This is a genomic window from Amycolatopsis sp. NPDC058278, from assembly GCF_042881395.1.
In the GTDB taxonomy this organism is placed as follows: Bacteria; Actinomycetota; Actinomycetes; order Mycobacteriales; family Pseudonocardiaceae; genus Amycolatopsis.
Genome location: NZ_JBHVXZ010000112.1, coordinates 12226 through 32501, shown reverse-complemented (window position 1 = coordinate 32501; position 20276 = coordinate 12226). Strand labels below are relative to the sequence as shown.

General features: G+C 71.1%; 22 protein-coding genes. 10 read left to right on the top strand and 12 right to left on the bottom strand.

The window, feature by feature from the left end; translation table 11 throughout:
• Window positions 1-24 precede the first annotated feature (24 nt).
• Window positions 25-486: a phage tail protein gene (locus ACFVYA_RS39020; RefSeq protein WP_387052196.1), complete on the bottom strand. Its 462-nt coding sequence runs from the start codon at window positions 484-486 to the stop codon at window positions 25-27.
• Window positions 487-541: 55 nt separating this feature from the next.
• The gene (locus ACFVYA_RS39015) at window positions 542-1288 is read right to left on the bottom strand and encodes a class I SAM-dependent methyltransferase (protein ID WP_387052194.1); all 747 of its coding nucleotides are present in this window, start codon (window positions 1286-1288) and stop codon (window positions 542-544) included.
• Window positions 1289-1402: 114 nt separating this feature from the next.
• Here ACFVYA_RS39015 and ACFVYA_RS39010 point away from each other — a divergent pair, with 114 nt between their 5' ends.
• From ACFVYA_RS39010 to ACFVYA_RS38995, 4 genes are all read left to right on the top strand, one after another.
• On the top strand, window positions 1403-2002 hold the full coding sequence (locus tag ACFVYA_RS39010) for a dihydrofolate reductase family protein (protein ID WP_387052192.1): 600 nt from the start codon (window positions 1403-1405) through the stop codon (window positions 2000-2002).
• Between the two features lie 31 nt (window positions 2003-2033).
• Entirely contained in the window at window positions 2034-2357 is a 324-nt protein-coding gene (locus tag ACFVYA_RS39005; protein WP_387052190.1) for a YciI family protein, read from the top strand.
• Window positions 2354-3577, top strand: coding sequence for an RNA polymerase sigma factor (locus ACFVYA_RS39000; RefSeq protein ID WP_387052188.1), 1224 nt, complete (start codon window positions 2354-2356; stop codon window positions 3575-3577). The genes ACFVYA_RS39005 and ACFVYA_RS39000 overlap by 4 nt, the downstream gene beginning before the upstream one ends.
• Before the next feature lie 103 nt (window positions 3578-3680).
• Window positions 3681-5291 (top strand): hypothetical protein, encoded by a 1611-nt coding sequence (locus tag ACFVYA_RS38995; protein ID WP_387052186.1) that lies wholly within the window; start codon window positions 3681-3683, stop codon window positions 5289-5291.
• A gap of 88 nt (window positions 5292-5379) precedes the next feature.
• Here the strand turns inward: ACFVYA_RS38995 and ACFVYA_RS38990 are convergent, their stop codons facing one another.
• Both ACFVYA_RS38990 and ACFVYA_RS38985 read right to left on the bottom strand, forming a co-directional pair.
• Window positions 5380-5877 (bottom strand): hypothetical protein, encoded by a 498-nt coding sequence (locus tag ACFVYA_RS38990; protein WP_387052184.1) that lies wholly within the window; start codon window positions 5875-5877, stop codon window positions 5380-5382.
• 22 nt (window positions 5878-5899) lie between these two features.
• Window positions 5900-6247, bottom strand: a complete 348-nt coding sequence (locus ACFVYA_RS38985) for a GntR family transcriptional regulator (protein ID WP_387052182.1) — start codon at window positions 6245-6247, stop codon at window positions 5900-5902.
• 85 nt (window positions 6248-6332) lie between these two features.
• On the opposite strand from ACFVYA_RS38985, the gene ACFVYA_RS38980 reads away from it, so the two are divergent.
• Entirely contained in the window at window positions 6333-6848 is a 516-nt protein-coding gene (locus ACFVYA_RS38980) for a hypothetical protein (RefSeq protein WP_387052180.1), read from the top strand.
• Window positions 6849-6909: 61 nt separating this feature from the next.
• On the opposite strand, the gene ACFVYA_RS38975 is transcribed toward ACFVYA_RS38980, so the two are convergent.
• Both ACFVYA_RS38975 and ACFVYA_RS38970 read right to left on the bottom strand, forming a co-directional pair.
• Entirely contained in the window at window positions 6910-7638 is a 729-nt protein-coding gene (locus tag ACFVYA_RS38975) for a phosphatase PAP2 family protein (RefSeq protein ID WP_387052178.1), read from the bottom strand.
• A complete protein-coding gene (locus ACFVYA_RS38970) occupies window positions 7635-8312 on the bottom strand; it encodes a dienelactone hydrolase family protein (RefSeq protein WP_387052175.1) in 678 nt (225 codons plus the stop codon). The genes ACFVYA_RS38975 and ACFVYA_RS38970 overlap by 4 nt, the downstream gene beginning before the upstream one ends.
• A 65-nt stretch (window positions 8313-8377) precedes the next feature.
• Here ACFVYA_RS38970 and ACFVYA_RS38965 point away from each other — a divergent pair, with 65 nt between their 5' ends.
• Entirely contained in the window at window positions 8378-9730 is a 1353-nt protein-coding gene (locus ACFVYA_RS38965) for a TrpB-like pyridoxal phosphate-dependent enzyme (protein ID WP_387052173.1), read from the top strand.
• A gap of 4 nt (window positions 9731-9734) precedes the next feature.
• Here the strand turns inward: ACFVYA_RS38965 and ACFVYA_RS38960 are convergent, their stop codons facing one another.
• Window positions 9735-11009, bottom strand: a complete 1275-nt coding sequence (locus tag ACFVYA_RS38960) for a diguanylate cyclase (RefSeq protein ID WP_285985428.1) — start codon at window positions 11007-11009, stop codon at window positions 9735-9737.
• 210 nt (window positions 11010-11219) lie between these two features.
• Here ACFVYA_RS38960 and ACFVYA_RS38955 point away from each other — a divergent pair, with 210 nt between their 5' ends.
• Window positions 11220-11498 (top strand): hypothetical protein, encoded by a 279-nt coding sequence (locus ACFVYA_RS38955; RefSeq protein ID WP_387052171.1) that lies wholly within the window; start codon window positions 11220-11222, stop codon window positions 11496-11498.
• Between the two features lie 35 nt (window positions 11499-11533).
• Here the strand turns inward: ACFVYA_RS38955 and ACFVYA_RS38950 are convergent, their stop codons facing one another.
• The 3 genes from ACFVYA_RS38950 to araD all read right to left on the bottom strand — a co-directional run bounded on the left by ACFVYA_RS38950 (window position 11534) and on the right by araD (window position 16398).
• Window positions 11534-12733 (bottom strand): MFS transporter, encoded by a 1200-nt coding sequence (locus ACFVYA_RS38950; RefSeq protein ID WP_387052169.1) that lies wholly within the window; start codon window positions 12731-12733, stop codon window positions 11534-11536.
• 51 nt (window positions 12734-12784) lie between these two features.
• Window positions 12785-14569, bottom strand: coding sequence for a VanW family protein (locus tag ACFVYA_RS38945; RefSeq protein WP_387052167.1), 1785 nt, complete (start codon window positions 14567-14569; stop codon window positions 12785-12787).
• 116 nt (window positions 14570-14685) lie between these two features.
• Window positions 14686-16398, bottom strand: a complete 1713-nt coding sequence (gene araD, locus ACFVYA_RS38940) for an L-arabinonate dehydratase (protein WP_387052165.1) — start codon at window positions 16396-16398, stop codon at window positions 14686-14688.
• 77 nt (window positions 16399-16475) lie between these two features.
• On the opposite strand from araD, the gene ACFVYA_RS38935 reads away from it, so the two are divergent.
• The 3 genes from ACFVYA_RS38935 to ACFVYA_RS38925 are packed head-to-tail and all read left to right on the top strand — an operon-like array spanning window position 16476 to window position 18625.
• The gene (locus ACFVYA_RS38935; protein ID WP_387052164.1) at window positions 16476-17129 is read left to right on the top strand and encodes a GntR family transcriptional regulator; all 654 of its coding nucleotides are present in this window, start codon (window positions 16476-16478) and stop codon (window positions 17127-17129) included.
• Window positions 17126-17629 carry a metallophosphoesterase family protein gene (locus ACFVYA_RS38930; protein WP_387052163.1) on the top strand — a complete coding sequence of 168 codons (504 nt, stop codon included), beginning with the start codon at window positions 17126-17128 and terminating at the stop codon, window positions 17627-17629. Before ACFVYA_RS38935 ends, ACFVYA_RS38930 begins: the two co-directional genes overlap by 4 nt.
• A 9-nt stretch (window positions 17630-17638) precedes the next feature.
• A complete protein-coding gene (locus tag ACFVYA_RS38925; RefSeq protein ID WP_387052162.1) occupies window positions 17639-18625 on the top strand; it encodes a PHP domain-containing protein in 987 nt (328 codons plus the stop codon).
• Between the two features lie 6 nt (window positions 18626-18631).
• Here ACFVYA_RS38925 and ACFVYA_RS38920 read toward each other — a convergent pair whose 3' ends face one another.
• Window positions 18632-19477: a chitosanase gene (locus ACFVYA_RS38920; RefSeq protein ID WP_387052161.1), complete on the bottom strand. Its 846-nt coding sequence runs from the start codon at window positions 19475-19477 to the stop codon at window positions 18632-18634.
• A gap of 175 nt (window positions 19478-19652) precedes the next feature.
• Window positions 19653-20243, bottom strand: a complete 591-nt coding sequence (locus ACFVYA_RS38915) for a TetR/AcrR family transcriptional regulator (RefSeq protein WP_387052160.1) — start codon at window positions 20241-20243, stop codon at window positions 19653-19655.
• Window positions 20244-20276: the final 33 nt, after the last annotated feature.

The window sequence follows — 20276 nt, the reverse complement described above, 5'->3', positions numbered from 1 at the left end:
GCCGGACGGGGCGACGGCTCGTCGTCAGTATTCGTTCTTGATGACGAAGTAGGAGCCGCGGATGGTGCCGGCCAGCTTCGACTTCTGGCGGGCGAACTTGAACGACGCCAGTTCGTCGGGGATCTCCATCCCGTCGGAGAGCTTGAACCCGACCGCCCGCTTCCCGCCGTCGTCCACGGTGTACAAGACGTTGACCGACAGGCCGTTCTCGTAGAACACGTATGTCCACCGGATGTTCTCGACCTGGAACGCGGTCGCCTCGAGCGGGCGCGAGGCGATGACGATGCCGCGCTCCTCCTCGAGGATCCGGTGCACCCGGTCGACGGTCGCCGCGGCGTCGCTCGCGGGCTCGACCGTGAAGACGTGGTCGTACTTGTTCTTGAAGTACCGCGCCTCGTTCGCCCGCAGCCCGGCGAGCGCCTCCGCGACCGGCGACGACTCCAGGCCGGCCGTCGATACGGTCTCGAAGTCCACGGTGTGGGGCATGGCGATCCTCCGTGTCGGTGTCCTGGCCGGACTTCAGCGTAGGCCGTCGTGGCGGTTACGGCGTCCGGACGCGCAGAACGCCGGTCAACAGCGGGAGGACGAACTCGCCGCTCATGTCGGCGAGGTGGGCGCGGATCCGGCCGAGGGTGGCCTCTCGTTCCAGTGCCGGCATCACCAGCACCCCGGCGCGCGTCGCGAGGGTCGCGACGAGGGACTCGGCGGTGCGCCGCTGCCCGTGCGGGAACTCGGCCTGCTCCCGGGCGCCGAACCGGGCGGCCAGGCCGGCCGTCGCGGCGCGCCAGCTGCTGAAGGTGTCACGGGGGCCGATCACCGCGCTGCCGCTGATCCGCTCGAGCCCGGCCACCCAGCCGACCCGGTCGTCCAGGACGTTCCACAAGCCGGCCAAGACGCCGCCGGGGGCGAGCACCCTGGCCAGCTCGGGCCCCGCGACGGCCAGGTCGAACCAGTGCAGCGCGTTCCCGGCCAGCACGGCGTCGACCGAAGCGTCCGGCAGCGGGATCGCCTCGGCACGGCCCGCCAGGGCGCGGACGCCCGGCAGGGCGCGACGCAGCTCGGCCAGCATCGCCGGATCGGGCTCGACCGCGACGACGTCGACGCCGAGGGCGGCCAGCGTGCCGGTCAGCTTGCCGGTACCGGCCCCGAGGTCCAGCACCCGCGGACTGGGTGCCGCCGCCAGGGCCCACCGCACCGCGGCCGGCGAGTAGTCCGGGCGGTGCTCGGCGTAGTCGGCCGCCGCCGCACCGAAGGACGAGGCAAGCTGTCGGCGCGCGTCGTGTTCCACAAGGCACCGTAACTCTCGGAAAAAATCCGGGCGAGGTTGTCGGATCGGGCCGGCGGCGTTCGTAGCAGGGGTGAAGCCGCCCACGAGGGTGGCCACCACGGAAGGATCCCGGCCATGAAGCTGACGACCATCACGCAGGTGACCCTCGACGGCGTCGTGCAGGGCAACGGCGGCGCGTCGGAAGAAGACCGCCGGAACGGGTTCGAGCGCGGCGGCTGGGCCCTGGGTGCGGGGGACGACGACACCCGCGCGTTCCTCACGGAGACCTGCCGGCGCGCCGGCGCCTTCCTCTTCGGCCGGCGCACCTACGAGCTGTTCGCCGGCGCCTGGGGACCGAGCACCCATCCCGTCGGCGTGGCCCTGAACGGCGCCCCCAAGTACGTCGCCTCGAGCACGCTCACCGCGCCGCGGTGGGCGGGGACGACCGTGCTCCGCGGTGACCTCGCGGCCGCCGTCGCGGATCTGAAGGCCCGGCCCGGGGGTGAGCTGCAGGTGCACGGCAGTGGCACTCTGGTCCGGTGGCTGCTGGCGAACGGTCTGGTCGACGAGATGACGCTGCTCGTGGTCCCGGTGATCGTCGGCCAGGGCGCGCGGCTGTTCCCGGAGACCGGCCCGGACCTCGCGCTCGACCTCGTCGAGTCCCGGGTCGACACGCGGGGTGTGACGATCCAGGTCCACCGGCCCGCCGGGCGCCCGCGGTACGCGACGGCCTGAAGACCACCGAACCCCCAGAGAGGACTTCCGGATGCAGTACCTGGTTTCCGTGATCGACGACAAGAGCAACCCCGGCAGCACGGACCGGCAGCCCGCCATCAGCGAGTTCAACGACCGGCTGATCGCCGAGGGCTACTGGGTCTTCGCGGGTGGCCTCGCGGACACCGACGCGGCCACGGTCGTCGACCACCGGGGCGAGGAGGCGGTGATCAGCGACGGGCCGTTCGTGGAGTCGAAGGAGTACCTCGCCGGCTTCTGGGTGTGGGAGGTGCCCGATCTGGACGTGGCGCTCAAGCTCGCCGCCGAGGCGTCGAAGGTCTGCGATCGCAAGATCGAGGTGCGACCGTTCCGGTGAGCGACGTCGAGCAGGCGGTGACCCGGGTGCACCACGAAGAGTGGGCCCGGGTGGTGGCCGCGTTGACCAGGCGGTTCGGCGACCTCGACATCGCCGAGGAGGCCGCCGCCGAAGCGTTCGCGACCGCCGTCGAGCGGTGGCCGGCCGACGGCGTGCCCCCGAACCCCGGTGCCTGGCTGACCACCACCGCCAACCGCAAGGCCATCGACCGGATCCGGCGCGAGAACAAGCGCGACGACAAGCACAAGGAGGCCCGGATGGTGTACGACGACACCCCGCCCGAGCCGTCCGGCGCCATCGACGACGACCGCCTGCGGCTGATCTTCACGTGCTGTCACCCGGCGCTGGCCACCCAAGCCCGCGTGGCGCTGACGCTGCGCATGGTCGGCGGCCTGACCGTGCCCGAGATCGCCCGCGCCTTCCTGGTGCGGGAGTCCACTTTGGAGCAGCGGATCACCCGCGCGAAGGCCAAGATCAAGGCGGCTCGCATCCCCTACCGAGTGCCGGCCGCCGAGGACCTCCCGGCGCGGGTGTCGGGGGTGCTCACGGTGCTTTTCCTCGTCTTCAACGAGGGCTACCTGGCGACCGGCGCCGGCACCGACCCGATCCGGCACGACCTGACCACCGAGGCGATCCGGCTCACCCGTCTGATCCACGCCCTCCTCCCGGACGACGGCGAGGTGACCGGGCTGCTGGCGCTGATGCTCCTCACCGAAGCCCGCCGCCCGGCCCGGGTTTCGGCGGGCGAGCTCGTCACGCTCGACGAGCAGGACCGCGGAAGCTGGGACGCGGCGCTGATCGCCGAGGGACACGGGCTGGTGCGCGAGCGCCTCGCCGCCGGGGTGGCGCCGGGCCGCTACCAGATCCTCGCGGCGATCAACGCCGTGCACACGTCCGCCCGCGACATCCGCGACACGGACTGGTCCCAGGTCGTCGCCCTCTACGACCAGCTGGTCCGCGTCGACGCGTCGCCGGTCGTGGCGCTCAACCGGGCGATCGCGGTGGCCGAGCTCGACGGCCCGGAGGTGGCGCTGGCCTCCGTCGCCCGGCTCGAGGACCGGCTGGCCGGCTACCACCCCTACCACGTGACCCGCGCCGACCTGCTCAGGCGCCTGTCCCGCACCGAGGAAGCGCGCGCGGCGTACGGCAAAGCCATCGAGCTGGCGGGCAACACCGCCGAGATCGCGTACCTGACGCGCCGCCGGGATCAGCTGGGGTAGCCGGAGCCGGGCTCAGGGCCGTCGTCCGGAAGCACACCCACCTGAGCCGATCCGGGGCCGAGCCGTGTCGCGGTCGTGATCACCGCACCGGAGGCTGTACCAAATGCGAACTGGGGTCTTTCTGCGCTGGGTGGCACATCCGCTGACCGTCGGCGCCACGGCGGTGCTGCTGGTCAACGACCACCTGCTCAAACCGGCGTGGCCGGGGCTCGTCACCGGCAAGCTCAGTGACGTGGCCGGGCTGGTCGCGGCTCCGCCGGTGCTCGGGCTGCTGCTCGGCCTGTTCCTCGCCGCCCGGCTCGCCGCCACGGCCGCGGTGCTGGTGACCGGAGCCGCGTTCGCGCTGGTCAAGCTGACCGCTGCGGGTGCCGGCGTCGCTTCGGCGGCGTGGTCGGTCGTCAACGGGCCTTCGGTGATCCTCGCCGATCCGACCGACCTGGTCGCGGTGCCCGCGCTGGGCCTCTCCTGGTGGGCCTGGCGCCGGGTGACGGCGGCCCCGCCGCTGCCGGACGGTCTGGTGTTCCGGTTGCGGGTGGTGGTCGCGGTGCCGTTCGCCGTGCTGGCGATCACCGCGACGTCGGCGCCCGACGACCGGACTCCGGCGGTCGAATCCGTGAAGACCGAGGGCTCGCAGGTGGTGATCGAGGCGGCCGGGGGGATCTACGGCTCCTCCTCGGGTGCCGACGGCTGGAGGTTCCTGTCGCAGGTGCCGTCGATGGACGGGTCGGCGACGGCGCCGCCGCAGCGGCAGGCCGAAGCCTGCGTGCCCGACGTGGCCGCACACTGCTACCGGGTGCGCGGTCACGCTGGTCTCGATACACAAGGGATGCTGCCCAGCGGTGGCCGCCCGCCCGGCGTCGACGAGACGACCGATGCCGGCCGGACCTGGTACACCGCCTGGGAGATGCCCGCCGCCCGGTGGGAGTTCGTCCTGCGCCAGCACCCGTTTCCGGCCGGGGTGGTCCACCTGTCCAAACTGGCCAGTGTGGAAGTCGCCGTCCGCGCCGTCCCGGGCGGGCACGAGGTGATCGTGGCCAACGGTGTGGAAGGGCTGGTGGTCCGCGGCGCCGACGGTGCCTGGCGCCGGGTCCCGGTCGTGGTCCCCGAAACCGGGCTGGACATCCGGCCGGCGCCGCTCACCGCGTTCGGCCGGGTGATCGGGGACAACGTCAACTACGCCGGCTTGCTCGCCGTGCTCGCGCTGCTGATCGGGACGACGCTGGCGGCCGCCCGGGTCCGCGCCCGGCGCGGCCGCGGGCTCACCGCCGTGGTCCCCCTCGTCCTGTTCATCGTGCTGGGCCTCCCGGTCCTCGGCGTGGTGGCGTTCTTGACCTCGGACGCCGGGATGTCGACCGTGCCCTGGCTGGTGACCGCCCTGTGCCTGGTCGGCGCCGGTGCCGGTCTCACACTGGCGCAACGGCTCCTGCGCCGATCCCGCATGACGGCTGTCATCGCTGCCGCGGTCCTGACCGGACTGGCGTTCGTCGCGCCCGCGCTGGGCTGGACGGTGGGCCACCCGCAGGAACACGCCTCGGCGGTCGCACTCGGCCTGATCCTCGCCGCGGCTTGCCTGCCGGTGATCGTCGCGGCCGGCTGGTGGGCCGGCGCGCGCGACCCGGCCGTGCCGCCGGTCATGGTGGATCCGCCTTGGCCGCGCTACCCGTCCGGGCCGCCTTGGCCGGTGGATCCGCCCGGCCCGAGACAGGGGGTGTAGGCCTGTCCGCAAAAGCAGCGTGGCGAGGCCGATCAGTTCACCGCACCGGCTTTTCAGGCCCTAGCGCAGCCGTGCCCGCATCGCGGTGTCAGGCGGCCTTCGCCTCGTGGACGATCGTGGCCACGGCGTGGGGGTCGGGGACGTTGATCGTCACCCTTCGGCCGGTGCGCAGGACCAGCCGAAGGGCGGGCCCGGTACGGGCCGTGAAGTAGGTGTGGCCGGGGGTCCACCAGTGGCCCAGGCACAGGCCCCACAGCGGCGACAGCTCGGTCACCTCGGCGCGGTCGATCTCGGCCAGCCGGTAGGTGCGGCGTGGCCAGCCGAACGCCCCGCAGTGGACCGAGACGCCGTTGGGGCCCACCGCCGTCCTGACACTCGATCCGGTCAGCCCGGTGAAGAGCACCGCGGCCGCGCCCACCAGCAGCGAGATCGCGGGTCCGGTCTCGTCGAGCCCGCCGCCGTGCGACATGCTCGCCAGGGCCGGCAGCGGCGTCATCATGGCGACGCCGAAAATCACGACCAGCGGCCAGTTCGTCACGCGTCCGGTGTAGATCGAATACCGGCCGGGGCCGGGTACTGCCGTCACGGGGCACCGTCCTCTCGACGTGTCAGGCCAGTTTCTCGATGAGGCGAAGCAGGTCGTGCCGGCCCAGGCCGTGCTGGCGGGCGACGGTGACGAGTGCCTGCGCCGCCTCGGTGACCGGACCCGGTTCCGTGACGGCGGACGCGACCCGTGCCCCGCGGCCGCGGCGGAACTCCAGCACGCCGTCGTCGCGCAGCTGCCGGTAGGCGGCCAGCACGGTGTTGCGATCGACCGACAGCGCCTTGGCCAGCTCGGCCGCCGGTGGTAGCTGCTCGCCGATGGCAAGTTCCCCCGAAGTCACGCCCCGCCGCACGCACGCCACGATCTGGCGCGGTAGCGCCTCTCGTGAAGAGTGATCGACTTTCCATCTCATGGTGCTAGTATTATTAGCATCATCTGGTGAGCGTAGTCAACGGCTCGGACGGGGCGCACCCGAAGAAGGGAATGCACGGTTCGCCATGGCATCAGGCAAGGAAGGCCGGTCGGAGGAGTTCCTCGAGCATGCCCGCCGTGCCTATGGAGATCTTCAGAGCCCGTACTACGGGTTCTTCTCCGACGCGTTGAGGGACAACCGGTGGAAGCCGCTCCTGGACGGATTCAGGGAGTTCCTCCACATCGAGGACTGGACTGACCCGCTGGACGTCAGTGTTTCGTATACCCTGCAGCCGCATCGCCGGAGCCGGTCGGGCTGGTCGCTGTGGCTGTCGGCGGTCGGGCCGTACGCGTTCCTGGCGTACGGCGACGACCCCGACACGCTATTGGCACGTGCCGATGTGGTCACCGGTTTCGGCGAGAACAGGCCTGCGGAAGAAAAGCGGATCATCGAGATGCTCCGGGAAGCCGGGCTGACCTTGCTCAGCGCCGAAGAGATCGAGGCGACCGTGGATTTCCACCCGCCGGATGATCGTTTTCCGGTGTCCACGTTCGTGATGCTCTTCGGCGAGTCGGACGTGCCTTGGTGGTTTGGCGGATAGGCGGTTTCACGAACGCGGTAGACCGGCAGATCGCGTCGAAGGCCTCGGCAGCGCTGTTCGCCTACGCGGAATTCCGGGATCCGCGCAGGCGGCCCCACAGCGTCGCCACGATGACCGAGACGGTCAGCAGTGCGACGCTGCCCGCGATGTCGAGGACGTAGTGGTTCGCCGTGGCGAGCACGACCGCCGCCATCAGCAGCGGGAACGCCCACGCCGACCACGCCAGACGTGGGTGGGAGTCCCGGAGCGCGGTCCACACGGCATACGCGCACCACAGCGACCAGCCGACGTGCATGCTGGGCATCGCCGTGTAGTGGGTCGGCTTGGTCCAGCTCTCCACGTCCAGGAAGTCGTACCGGGCAACGATGTCCACCGCGCCCGGCAGGGCGAACCGCGGTGGCGACATCGGCACCGCCCAGTACACCGGCAGGACCAGGGCCGTCATCGCGACCATCGTCCGGCGGACCTGGCGGTAGACCGCGGCGTGCCGGACGAACACCCACAGCAGCACACCCGCGACCACCACGTAGTACAGCCGGTAGACGTAGACCGCCAGGTGGCCGAGGACCGGCCGGCCGGCCAGCCAATCGTTGGTACTCCGCTCGATGTCGAGCTGTGCCACGTGTTCCAGGGACTGCAGCGCCAGCGCATGGGCATCGGCGGCCGCGAAGTCTTTGCCCACAGCGGCGTCGAGCCGCGCGAAGAGCAGGAACCAGAGCAGCAGGAAAGCCAGCTCGACGAGCACACCAGGGCGTCCGCCGGTACTCCGGAAGAGCGCGGCCGCCTTCACGCCGGCAGGGTTCGCTGCAGGAATTCCGTCGTCAGCTCCCACGCCCGGGCCGCCGCTTCGGGGTGGTGGAACATCGGGGCCACGTTGTTGTGGAACGCGTGCCCGGCCTCCTCCTGGACGTGGATCTCCGCCCCGGGGTGCGCGGCCACCGCGGACTCCACCACGGCCACATCGGCACGCGGGATGTACGGGTCCTGGCCGCCGAAGTGGAACTGGATCGGGCATTCGACGCGGGAAAGAGCGTCGATCTGCTGCGCCACCGTCGAGCCGTAGAACGACACCGCCACGTCCGGGTCGCCCTCGGCGGCCGCCGCGAAGGCCAGCGAGCCGCCCAAGCAGAAACCCAGGACACCCACGCCACCCGTCACCGACGGCAGGGACCGCAGGTGGGCCACCGTGGCCAGGACGTCCGACAGTCCCAACGCCGGGTCGAAGGAGGCCGCCACCGCCATCGAAGCCGCGACACCCGCTTCGTCGTGGGTCGACGACCAGCCCGGCGCCGTCCGCCGGAACAGCTCCGGGACCGCCACCACGTACCCCGCGGCGGCCAGGTCCGACGCCACCGAGCGCAGGTAGTCGTCCAGGCCGAAGATTTCCTGGACCAGCACCAGGCCCGGACCGCGGCCGGCGGGTGGGTGCCAGGTCGGGATGTCGTTCAGCACTGAATTCTCCACCCGGTCACCGTACTGGCTCCGCGGCCGGGTGCGTCCTAGGTTGAGGTGCCGACCAAGGAGGCGTGATGGCTGAGCAGACCAAATACGTCCTGGACGAAGCCGATCTCCCGACCCAGTGGTACAACGTCATCCCCGACCTGCCCGAGCCGCCGCCACCGCCGCTGCACCCCGGCACGCGCGAGCCCGTGGGCCCGGACGACCTCGCGCCGCTGTTCCCGCAGGCGCTCATCGCCCAGGAAGTGACGACTGATCGCTATGTCGACATCCCGGAGGAAGTGCGGGAGGTCTACCGGCTCTGGCGCCCGTCGCCGCTGTACCGGGCGCGCCGGCTGGAGAGGGCGCTGGGTACTCCGGCGCGGATCTACTACAAGTACGAGGGCGTCAGCCCGGTCGGCTCGCACAAGCCGAACACCGCCGTGCCGCAGGCGTTCTACAACGCGGCCGAAGGTGTCAGGCGGCTGACCACCGAGACCGGCGCCGGCCAGTGGGGGAGTGCGCTCGCCTTCGCCTGCGCGCAGTACGGGCTGGAGTGCGAGGTCTGGCAGGTGCGCGCCTCCTACGACCAGAAGCCCTACCGCAAGCTGATGATGGAGACGTTCGGCGCGACCGTCCACCCGAGCCCCTCGGAGCTGACCGAGTCCGGCCGGGCGATCCTCAAGCAGCACCCGGACTCGACGGGCAGTCTCGGCATCGCCATCAGCGAAGCCGTCGAGCAGGCGGCGCAGGACCCGGACGCGCGGTACGCGCTCGGCAGCGTGCTCAACCACGTGCTGCTGCACCAGACGGTCATCGGCGAGGAGGCGCTCAAGCAGTTCGAACTGGCCGGCGACACCCCGGACGTCCTGGTCAGCTGCACCGGCGGCGGCTCCAACTTCGGCGGCCTCGCCTTCCCGTTCCTGCGCGAGAAGCTGGCCGGCCGGATGGACCCGGTGATCCGCGCGGTCGAGCCGGCGGCCTGCCCGTCGCTGACGCGCGGCAAGTACGCCTACGACTTCGGCGACACGGCCGGACTGACGCCGTTGCTGAAGATGCACACGCTCGGCCACGAGTTCATCCCGGACCCGATCCACGCGGGCGGCCTCCGCTACCACGGGATGTCACCGCTGATTTCGCACATCCACGAACTCGGCCTGATCGAGGCGATCGCGATCGGGCAGCAGGAGTGTTTCGCGGCGGGGGTGCGGTTCGCCCGGTCCGAGGGCATCATCCCGGCACCGGAGCCGACCCACGCGCTCGCGGCGTGCATCCGGGAAGCGTTGCGGTGCAAGGAAACCGGTGAGGAGAAGGTGATCCTGACGGCGTTGTGCGGGCACGCCCACCTCGACCTGCCGGCGTACGGTGCCTACCTCGCCGGGGACATGGTGGACGACGAACTGTCCGAGGCCACCCTCGAAGCGTCGCTGGCCACCTTGCCCTGACCCGCTACAGCACGTCGGGGATTTCCGGTCGGGTCAGCTCGGTGCGGGCGGTCGCCAGGACCACACGGTCGCGGCCGCCCGCCTTGGCTTCGAACACCGCGTCGTCCGCTGCCTGCAGCAGGATCGTGTACTCCGTGGCCGTTTCCGGGTACACCGCCGCGCCGATCGAGGCCGTCAGGCCGCTGATCACCTCGGGCTTGCCCGGGCGGATCACCGGGACCGGCACCTCGAGCCGGGCGATCGCCGTCCGGATGCGGTCCGCGACCGAGGCGATCTCCGCGCTGTTCGTGCCCGGGAGGAGCACCACGAACTCGTCGCCGCCGAAGCGGCCCACGTAGTCGCCGCCGCGGACCGAGCCCTGGATCGCCGCCGCGACCGCGCGCAGGACCTCGTCGCCCGCCAGGTGGCCGTTGCCGTCGTCGATGGCCTTGAAGTGGTCGATGTCGATCATCAGCACGCCGGCCGTCGAGGACAGCTCCGCCGCGCGGGCCAGCTCGTTGCGGGCCAGCTGGACCCAGAACTCCGGCGCGAGCAGCGCCGTCTTGGAGTCCGTGCGCGCGGCCGCCTGGAACTGGGGCAGCAGCAGGCCGATGTGCAGCGCCACCGGCGTCACCATGAGCACCGGCAGCAGCCACGGCCGGACCGTCATCACCAGCGCGATGCCGCAGCCGACGCCGACCGCGGCCAGCACGATCAGCACGTCGGACGGGTTGCCGAACGCCCGCCGCGGCGGCTTTCCCGGGTTGCTCATCAGGATCGCCACGATCACGAGCACGTAGTTCAGGCCGAAGTAGACGATCCCGGACGTCAGCAGCGCGGTCATCCCGCCGAACCCGTCGAGGTAGGGCACGTACGGCGCCACGTGCCCGGTACCCGCCCACAACACGGCCCCCGCGGCGGCGCACGCCAGGATCACCGTCGCGCCGGAGAACACTTTCCGGTGAATCACGCCTCGCCGTTTGTAGACGCGGACCCAGGAATGGGCATAACTCACGACGATGACGAGCGTGGCCAACGGCGGGGGTAGCAGGAGCAGCCCGGCGAAGATCCAGATCGACTGCAGGTGCATGTGCGGACGGCCGTCGGCGGCCAGCTCGCGGATGCGCTCGATGCGTTGCGCCGCTTCGAGGTGCACGACCTCACCGGCGAGGATCAGTCCACACCAGAGCAGCGACGAGGTGGTGATCGGCACCAGCGCGGCCGTCGAGAGGACCGCGATCAGCGCCAAGGCGTCGACGATGAGGACGTAGCCGAACACCGGAGTGGCCAGCTTCCACATCGCCCACGTTCGGATACCTGATCGTGGACGTTCTGAGCTGGGCTTTCGCCCTGGGGACCCGGACAATCCCACGAAACGCCCTTCTGCTCAGGACGGAACTCTTCGCAGAAATCGTCACTGTAATCGAATGAACGCGGTGTGTCACTAGGCCGGTCAGGCTACGGTCCGGTTACGCACCGTGCAAGTTCCCTCACAAACCAGGAGAAAATCATGTCGCACTTCCTGACCGGCAGCAACATCGTCCCGTCCCGCCGTCGCGCGCAGCGGCCGACCGACTGGACCCGGCAGCTCCCCACCGACTGGACCCGGGCGATCCCGACCGACTGGACCCCGCGGCAGCTGCCGACCGACTGGACCGCCCGCGAACTGCCCACCGACTGGACCGTCCGCGAGCTGCCGACCGATTGGGCCCGCCCCGGCGCCGCGCCGGCGCAGTGCCCGACCGACTGGACCCCCCGCCAGATCCCCACCGACTGGACGCGGCGCTGACCAGTGCCCGGTGACCGGTACCCCGGCGGGACCGGTCACCGGGGATCCGGTTGCGCCCGCCGCCACAGCCGGGCCGCACCGAACGCCGCCACCACGCCGATCGCCCCGGCCCCCGCGACGACGGCGTGCGGGGCCGCCCGTTCGGCCGCCACGCCGGCCAGCACCACGCCGAGCCCTTGCGACACCCGCAACGCCGTCAACGCGAAGCCGAACGCCTGGGCGCGCTGGGCGTCCGGCGTCAGCTGCACGAACGTCGTGTTCGCGATCAAGTTGTACGAACTGGCCACCCCGGACAGCGTGAACAGCGCCAAAGTGGCCACTAGGTCCGGGTGCAGCGCGCAGCCCAGCAAAGCCGCGCAGGCCAGCACGGCGAGCGGCCCCAGCAGCCGCGGCCGCCGCGCGGGCGGGATCCGCGACAACGCCGCCATGCCGAGCACGTTCCCCAGCGCGAACGCCCCGAGCAGCAGCCCGACCACGACCGCACCGCCGCCGAGCTCGGAGGCGTACGGCGCGGCGATCGCCTCGCCCGCGATGTAGACCCCCGACACGCACCCCAGCGCCACCAGGGCGAGCCGCCGCCGGTCGCCGACCACCACCGTCCAGCCCGCCCGGACGTGCCGCCACCACCGGACACCGGAGGTGTCCCTCGGCGGCCGCTCCTGGACGCCGGCGACCAGGAACAGGGCCGACACCGCGAAGCTCGCTGCGTCCGCCAGCAGGGCACCGCCGGTGCCGAGACCCGCCACGAGCAGACCGCCGAGGGCGAACCCGGCGACCTGGCCCGCCTGCACCAGCATCATCAGCAGGCCCATCCCGGGCACGAACGTCTCACCCGGCAGCACCTGCGGCAGCAGCGCGGCCCGCGCCGAGTTCCAGACGGGGTTGACGAGCTGGACGCCGACCAGCAGCGCCGCCACCACCGGCAGGGGCAGGCCCGGCGCCGCCATCACGGCCACCGCGAGGGCCCGCAGGACATCGGACAGGACCATCACCGTCCGCGGCGGGTGCCGGTCGGCGAGGCCGGACAGCAACGGCCCGCCGACGAGGTCCGGCAGGAACGTCAGCGCGTAGGTCAGCGCGGCCCAGCCCGGCGAGTTCGTGCGGTCGTACACCAGGATCGACAGCGCGACCCTGGCCAGCTGGTCACCGGTGACCGAGACGAGCTGGGCCGAGAACAGGGCCCGGAACTCGGTCACGGCGAGGACGTCCCGGAAGCCTGCCGCGCGTCCGTTCATGGGCACCCACGGTACTGCCGCGGACGCCCAGCGTGAACGGCCGTTAGGAGGTCACTGTCCCTCGCCGCAGACGATTTTCGGCTGCGGGTTGTAGTGGACGGTCCGGGTCGACCGGCTGACCTCGCGGCCGGTGGCGGCGTCCTTGAGCACGCGGGTGTTGCTGGTGGTGAACCCCGGCGCGCCGTTCGATGCGTGGCAGTTCTCCGCCGGCCCCGGCTTGGTCGGCGGGTCGCTCTGGTTGGTCTGGGCGCCTTCGATCGACTCGACGGTGTAGCGCTTGGTGCCCCACAGCTTCACGGTGATCGACGACGGCGTCCAGATGGTCTGGATCGCGATGCCGGTCGGCGAGTCGTTGGTGAACTTGAGGTCGATGACGCTGGAGCCGTTGGGGTTCTGGAACACCGTCGCCTCGCGCGCGGCGGGGTAGCGGCTGATGTAGTAGCTGTGCTCCTTGTGCCCCGCGTCTTTCAGCCCCGCGAAGTACGACGCGTTGTACAGCGTGGTCGCGAACTGCGAAATGCCGCCGCCGACCTCGCGCCCGGGAGCGCCGTCCTTGATCACGCCCGCCTCGACGTAGCCCTGGGCCGCGCCGCGCGGCCCGGTGAAACCGTTGAGGCTGAAGGTTTCCCCGGGCTTGACGATGGCGCCGTTGACCTTCTGGGCCACGACCCGGATGTTCACCCCGGAGTCGGCCGCGAACTTCTGGGTCGTGAACTCGCCGACGACTTCCTTGATGCCGAGCTGGTTCGCCTGCTCGGTGGTCACCTTCGCCGGGCTGTCCTTGTAGACGGCCGGGAGCTCGCGGCCGTCGGTCTTCTTGAGCACGTCGGGCAGCGGCTTGAGGCTGGGGTCCCAGTCGACGGTCCGGCCGTCGGTGGAGGGGTCGACCGCGGGCTTGCCGCCCTCGAAGACGACGGTCGCGTCCTTGCCCTCCTTCTCGGTGGACTTCAGCTGCGGCCCGGCGGCTTCGGCGATCTTCGCGTTGTCGATCTTCGGCGTCAGACCGCCACCCTCGGCCGGTTCGAAGGTGTTCGCCGCGGCGATCACCTCCGGCTTCACGGTGGCGACCTTGCCCTCGCCCTTGACCAGCAGCGGGCCGGACACGGCGGGCCGCGCGAACCCGTCGAGCGCCGCCTGGACGCCTTCGGCCGTGGTCCGGACCGGCGTGCTGGTCACCGGCAGCGCCAGGGTTTGCCCGCTCGCCCACTTCTCGACGACGGCGGCGGTCGCGCCCGGCACGTCGAGCTTCTGCCCCGTCTTCGGCGGCACGGCGACCGGCCGGGCGCCCTCGAACTTGACGGTGCCTTCGACCGGCTCGCGGTCGACCTGGCCGCGCAGCGCCTCCAGCGCGGCGGTGAGCTTCGCGTCGTCGGCGTGGCTGACGACGCCGACCTCGCGGCTGGAGAACAGCGAAGACAGGCGCGTGAAGGGGTTCAGCGGCTGCTCGCCGGCCTGGTCGAGGGTCTGCGGCCAGTCGAGCTTCAGCCCGGCGAGCGTCGGCGCCAGCGTGCCCTGGTACTCGCCCGCGGTGACGGCGAGCGGGCGCGTGAGCCGCGGTTCGATCTTCCCGCGCAGTTCCTGCTCGGCCGCCTCCCGGCCCATCCCGCCGACGTCGACACCGGCGACGGTCACCCCGCGCGGGACGCTGCCCTGGCTGATCAGGAGGTCGATCCCGTAGACCGCGACGAGCACGCCGAACACCCCGCCCGCGATCAAGCCCGCCGTGCGGAAGGAGCGCGTCGCGGCGGTGGGGTCCGGCTGCGGCTCGGGCCGGACGACCGGCAGGACGTCGGTCTGCTCTCCGTGTGAGTCGGGCCAGTGCGGTTCGTGCGGCAACTCTCCACCCCTTCAACGCGGCACCGGGTTGCGCCGGTGACGGGAACAGCGTACGGGGCAGCCGGACAAGCCGTACGACTCGCCCTAACGGGGGATGAAACGGTCACCGTTCGGCGTCAGCGCGCGTCCGGTTCCGGATTGTGGCCCGCCCGGGCCAGGAAGTCGAAGTCGCACCCTTCGTCGGCCTGCGTGATGTGTTCGCTGTAGAGCGCGCCGTACCCGCGTTCGAACCGGGGCGCCGGGGCGGTCCACCCGGCACGCCGCCGCGCCAGTTCCTCATCGGACACCTCGAGCCGCAGGGTGCGCGAGGGAACGTCCAAGGTGATCAGGTCGCCGTCGCGGACCAAGGCCAGCGGGCCGCCGACGTGCGACTCGGGGGCCACGTGCAGGACGCAGGCGCCGTAGCTCGTCCCGCTCATCCGCGCGTCCGAAATCCGGACCATGTCCCGGACGCCCTGTTCGAGCAGGTGCGCGGGGATCGGCAGCATCCCGTATTCGGGCATGCCGGGGCCGCCGAGCGGGCCGGAGCCGCGCAGCACCAGCACCGAGTCCGCGGTGATCGACGGGTCGTCGATCCGCTTCTTCAGGTCGGGGTAGTCCTCGAACACCACGGCGGGTCCGGTGTGCGTCAGCAGGTGCTTCTCGGCCGCGATGTGCTTGATGACCGCGCCCGAGGGCGCCAGGTTCCCGTGCAGCACCGCGACCCCGCCCTCGGCGGCGACCGGGTTGTCCCGGGGCCGGATGACGTCGTCGTTGTGCACCTGCGCTTGCGCGAGGTTCTCGCCGAGGGTGCGGCCGGTGACGGTGAGGCGGTCGGGGTGCAGCAGATCGGTCAGCCGCGACAGCAGCCCGGGCAGGCCGCCGGCGTAGTAGAAGTCCTCCATCAGCCAGTCGCCGCCGGGCCGGATGTTCGCCAGCACCGGCACGCGCCGGGCGATGGCGTCGAAGTCGGCCAGGCTCAGCGGGATCCCGCTGCGGCCGGCCATCGCGATCAGGTGGATCACGGCGTTGGTCGAGCCGCCGAGCGCGAGGACGGTGGTGATGGCGTCCGCGTACGCGCGCTTGTCCAGCACCTGCGTGATGGTCAGGCCTTCCCAGACCATGCCGACGATCCGGGCGCCGCTCGCCGCGGCCATCCGGTGGTGCGCCGAGTCGACGGCGGGGATCGACGCGGCGCCCGGCAGCGTCACGCCGAGCACCTCGGCGGCCGAGGTCATGGTCGACGCCGTCCCCATCGTCATGCAGTGCCCCGGCGAACGCGCGAGCCCCCGCTCCAGTTCGGACATTTCGGCGTCACCGATCAGCCCGGCGCGCTTGTCGTCCCAGTACTTCCACATGTCGGTGCCGCTGCCGAGGACCTCGTTGCGCCAGTGCCCGCGCAACATCGGCCCGGCCGGGACGAAGATGGCCGGCAGGCCCGCGCTGGCCGCGCCCATCAGCAGCGCCGGGGTGGTCTTGTCGCAGCCGCCCATCAGCACGGCGCCGTCGATCGGGTAGGACCGGAGGATCTCCTCGGTCTCCATGGCCAGCAGGTTGCGGTAGAGCATGGGGGTCGGCTTCTGGTAGGTCTCCGACAGCGTGGCGACGGGGAACTCCAGCGGGAAGCCGCCGGCCTGCCAGACGCCCCGCTTGACCTGCTCGGCGCGTTCGCGCAGGTGCATGTGGCAGGGGTTGATGTCCGACCAGGTGTTGAGGATGCCGATGACGGGTTTGCCGAGGTGCTCTTCCGGGTTGTAGCCGAGCTGACGGCTGCGGGCGCGGTGGCTGAAGTTGCGCAGTTCGTCGCCGCCGAACCACCGGTGGCTGCGGAGTTCCTCGGGTTGCTTCATACGATCCAGTATGGCATCTGATATACGATCTGCCGGGCCTGGTTGAATGGGTTCCGACACGAACTAGGGAGCGCGCCATGACCGGGACGTTCAGCCTGCCCGCCTCCCGGACCGAAGTGGTCCTGGAGGAGATCCGCCGCGGCATCCTGACCCGGGAACTGGTGCCCGGTCAACCGCTCGTCGAAGCGGAGCTGGCCGCGCGGCTCGGCGTGTCGAAGACCCCGGTGCGCGAGGCGCTGAAGGTGCTGTCGAACTCCGGGCTGGTGACGTTCAGCCCGTACAAGGGCGCGTCGGTGATCACGGTCGACGCCGAGCTCGCGAAGTCCGTCTACGACGTGCGGATGGTGCTCGAACCCGAGGCCGTCCGGCGGACCGTCGAGCAGCACGACCTCGAGCTGCTGGAAGACGCGGCGGAGGCGCTGAAGGAGGCGTCGACGGCGATCGCGGACAAGGACCAGGCCGCGCTGAGCCTGCTGAACCGCCGCTTCCACCGCGCCCTCTACCGCGGCTGCGGCAACCCGCTGCTGGTCAGCATCCTCGACGACCTCAAGGATCGCGCGGCGCTGATCAGCGTCGTCGGCTGGGAAGCCAACCCCAGCTGGAAGAAGGAGTGGACCGAGCACCGGGCGGTGCTGGCCGCGGCGAAGAAGGGCGACGCCGAGGGCGCGGCCGCCCTGCTGCGCGACCACATCGGCGGGTTCCTCGAACGGGTGTTGAAGGCCATCGGATGAGGCTGCTGCTCATCTCGGACACCCACCTGCCGGCCCGCGCCCGCGAGCTGCCGCCGCAGGTGTGGGCCGAGGTGGCGGCCGCCGACGTCGTCGTGCACGCGGGCGACTGGGTCGACGTCGCCCTGCTGGACGAGCTGGAAGAGCGCAGCAAGCGGCTCATCGGCGTGTACGGCAACAACGACGGCCCGGCGCTGCGGGCGCGGTTGCCGGAGATCGCGCGGGCCGAACTCGGCGGTGTGCGCCTGGCGGTGATCCACGAGACCGGCGCGAAGCAGGGCCGTGAGCAGCGGTGCGACGCGCAGTTCCCGGACACCGACGTGCTGGTCTTCGGGCACAGCCACATCCCGTGGGACACGGTGGCGCCGTCCGGGCTGCGGCTGCTCAACCCGGGTTCGCCGACGGACCGCCGCCGCCAGCCCTTCTGCACGTACCAGACCTGCCGCATCGAAGACGGCGCGCTGACCGGCGTCGAGCTGCATCAACTGCCCCGGAGGGGGTAGACAGGTCCCATGGATCCGGCATGGGCGTTGCGGGAGATCGCGTTCCAGCTCGAACGCGCGGGGGAACCGACCTACCGCGTCCGGGCGTTCCGGAACGCCGCGGCGACGGTCGACAAGACCGGCGCCGAAAATCTGGCGAAAATGGCGGAAAACGGCACCCTGACGTCGTTGCCGGGGATCGGCAAGGCCACCGCCGGCGTCATCGAGGACGCGCTGGCCGGTCGTGACCCGGCCTACCGGGGGAAGATCGTCGAAAAGAAGCTGCCGGACGGCGAGCCGCTGCGCTCGGCGTTGCGCGGCGACTGCCACACCCACTCGGACTGGTCCGACGGCGGCAGTTCGATCGGTGAGATGGCGGTCGCGGGCCGGGACGTCGGTCACGAGTGGATGGTGCTGACCGACCACTCGCCGCGGCTGACGGTCGCGAACGGGCTGTCCCCGGACCGGCTCCGGACGCAGATGCAGATCGTGGCGAAGGCCAACGAGCTGATGGCACCGTTCCGCCTGCTGCACGGCATCGAGGTCGACATCCTCGACGACGGTTCCCTCGACCAGGAAGAGGAGCTGCTGGGGGAGCTGGACTTCGTGGTGGCGAGCGTGCACTCGAAGCTGCGGATGCCTTCGCGGGACATGACCCGCCGGATGGTGGCGGCGGTCCGCAACCCGCACGTGCGGGTGCTGGGGCACTGCACGGGCCGGCTGGTGGTCGGCCGCGGGCGGCCGGAGTCGGAGTTCGACGCCGAAGCGGTGTTCACGGCGTGCCGGGAGAACGGCGTCGCGGTGGAGATCAATTCCCGGCCGGAACGCTTGGACCCGCCGATGCGGTTGCTGCGCCTGGCGGCGGAAATCGGCTGCGACTTCACGATCGACAGCGACGCGCACGCGCCCGGGCAGCTGGATTGGCTGGGTTACGGCTGCGAGCGCGCGATCAAGGCGGGGATCGGGCCGGAGCGCATCCTGAACACCCGCACGGCGGATGCGCTCCTGACCCGGTAGCCCGGCTCAGTTGATCGTGTACGAGTCCCCGTACACCTTCCACTTCAGCGGCGTGTGCAGGTCGAAGTTGCCCTCGTTGAGGAACTTCAGCTGCTCGGTGTCGACGCGGGAGGTGTCGGAGTGCGCGTCCTCCTGCTTCATGATCACCTTGCGGGCGGCGAAGAAAGCCTTGAGGTACGTCGCTTCGTCGCCGCCCTGGGCCGGGGTCTTCGCCTTCTTCATCGCGGCCTTGCGGATGCCGCCGAAGCTGTCGGAGCTGTCGCCGGGGCCGTGCATCACGATGGCGTCGTAGTAGGCGAACTGGCCGAGGTTGCTCAGGCCGTCCGACTTGCCCTGGCTGACCGACGGGTTGAAGTAGACGCGGTCGCGCTCGTTGTTCTGCGCGGTCTGGAACGCCGTCGTCGCCGCGGCCTGCTTCCACGCGCTCTCGAACGCCGAGCCCAGCCCGGCGTGGGAGTCCGTGCCGTTCACCTTGCGCAGCGCCGGAAGGTACTTCGCCAGCGGGTTGTTCGGGACGGAATTCGTGTACGCCTCGACGAGTTCGAGCATGTCGCCGGTGCCGGAACAGAAACCGATGATGCCCGCGGTGTAGCCGCGGCCGTCACCGATGTCCTCGATGTACTTGTACTGCGCTTTCCAGTCCAGCGAGGAGTTTTCCGCGCTGGAGACCAGCTTCATCGCGATTTCCTTCTTGGCCGGGGCCGAAAGGTCGCCGGCGGCGAACACGGACGCGCCGGCCGCGGCCAGCGGTGCGGGTGCGGCCGAGGAGAGCGCGGGCGTGGTGATCACGAGGGCCGCGACGGAGGCGGCGCCGAGCGTGCCGATGAGGACCGGCCGCAACTTCTTGCTCATGGGGAGGGGACCCTTTCCGCGGGATGCGCCGTCGGAGCACGGCGGGTACGGGTGATGCGGGTGGAGCTGCGGCGTAGCGACACGGTAGCGAAGAGTCAGCGAGCTCCACAAGAGGTGGAATTCGTTCATGTTCGTGAACGGTCCAGACCACCGTCGAAGGGTCCGGAAAGGACGGTCAGCGCACCCCGGCGAAGAGGCGGATGACGTCCGGCAGCACGGTCACCGGGATCGTCGGGTCGATCGCGCGCTGGACGCCGAGCCCGATGCCCAGGCTGAGCAACGCCGTGGCGGCGTCGTCGGCCGACATCGGGAGGGTGATCCCGAACCGCTCGGCGTACCCGGTGAGCAGGCCGGCGATGGTGTCGCGGATGGCCTTGTCCCGCGCGGCCAGTTCGGCGCGCACGTGCGGGTCGCGCCGCGCGTTCGTGGCGAATTCGACCTCGAGCGCGGTCCAGGCTTCGTCGCCGATGCTGCGCTCGGCCCAGGTCTGGAACGCCGCCAGCAGTCCTTCCACCCCTTCGGCGCCGGCCAGCGCCCCGGCGATCAAGGTGACCTGCTCGTCGTGGATCCGGTCGAGCACGGTGAGGCAGAGCTCGTCCTTGCTGCGGAAGTTGGAGTACACCGCGCCCTTCGAATACCCGGCCTCGTCGGCGACCTTCTCCAGCGACGTCACCGAGTAGCCGTCGCGCAGGAAGAGCAGCTTGGCGGTCTCGACCAGCTGCTCGCGGGTGCGCGCCTGGCTTTCCGCGCGGGTGAGTCGGGCCATGCGGGCACTCTAGCGAACCTTGGAATTGGGGTA

What these genes read in the sequence shown, in the direction of transcription:
- ACFVYA_RS39020 (WP_387052196.1), bottom strand. Translation starts at nt 486, where the DNA reads ATGCCCCACACCGTGGACTTCGAGACCGTATCGACGGCCGGCCTGGAG.
- ACFVYA_RS39010 (WP_387052192.1), top strand. Translation starts at nt 1,403, where the DNA reads ATGAAGCTGACGACCATCACGCAGGTGACCCTCGACGGCGTCGTGCAG.
- ACFVYA_RS39005 (WP_387052190.1), top strand. Translation starts at nt 2,034, where the DNA reads ATGCAGTACCTGGTTTCCGTGATCGACGACAAGAGCAACCCCGGCAGC.
- ACFVYA_RS38995 (WP_387052186.1), top strand. Translation starts at nt 3,681, where the DNA reads ATGCGAACTGGGGTCTTTCTGCGCTGGGTGGCACATCCGCTGACCGTC.
- ACFVYA_RS38985 (WP_387052182.1), bottom strand. Translation starts at nt 6,247, where the DNA reads ATGAGATGGAAAGTCGATCACTCTTCACGAGAGGCGCTACCGCGCCAG.
- ACFVYA_RS38980 (WP_387052180.1), top strand. Translation starts at nt 6,333, where the DNA reads ATGGCATCAGGCAAGGAAGGCCGGTCGGAGGAGTTCCTCGAGCATGCC.
- ACFVYA_RS38965 (WP_387052173.1), top strand. Translation starts at nt 8,378, where the DNA reads ATGGCTGAGCAGACCAAATACGTCCTGGACGAAGCCGATCTCCCGACC.
- ACFVYA_RS38960 (WP_285985428.1), bottom strand. Translation starts at nt 11,009, where the DNA reads ATGTGGAAGCTGGCCACTCCGGTGTTCGGCTACGTCCTCATCGTCGAC.
- ACFVYA_RS38955 (WP_387052171.1), top strand. Translation starts at nt 11,220, where the DNA reads ATGTCGCACTTCCTGACCGGCAGCAACATCGTCCCGTCCCGCCGTCGC.
- ACFVYA_RS38950 (WP_387052169.1), bottom strand. Translation starts at nt 12,733, where the DNA reads ATGAACGGACGCGCGGCAGGCTTCCGGGACGTCCTCGCCGTGACCGAG.
- araD (WP_387052165.1), bottom strand. Translation starts at nt 16,398, where the DNA reads ATGAAGCAACCCGAGGAACTCCGCAGCCACCGGTGGTTCGGCGGCGAC.
- ACFVYA_RS38935 (WP_387052164.1), top strand. Translation starts at nt 16,476, where the DNA reads ATGACCGGGACGTTCAGCCTGCCCGCCTCCCGGACCGAAGTGGTCCTG.
- ACFVYA_RS38930 (WP_387052163.1), top strand. Translation starts at nt 17,126, where the DNA reads ATGAGGCTGCTGCTCATCTCGGACACCCACCTGCCGGCCCGCGCCCGC.
- ACFVYA_RS38925 (WP_387052162.1), top strand. Translation starts at nt 17,639, where the DNA reads ATGGATCCGGCATGGGCGTTGCGGGAGATCGCGTTCCAGCTCGAACGC.
- ACFVYA_RS38920 (WP_387052161.1), bottom strand. Translation starts at nt 19,477, where the DNA reads ATGAGCAAGAAGTTGCGGCCGGTCCTCATCGGCACGCTCGGCGCCGCC.
- ACFVYA_RS38915 (WP_387052160.1), bottom strand. Translation starts at nt 20,243, where the DNA reads ATGGCCCGACTCACCCGCGCGGAAAGCCAGGCGCGCACCCGCGAGCAG.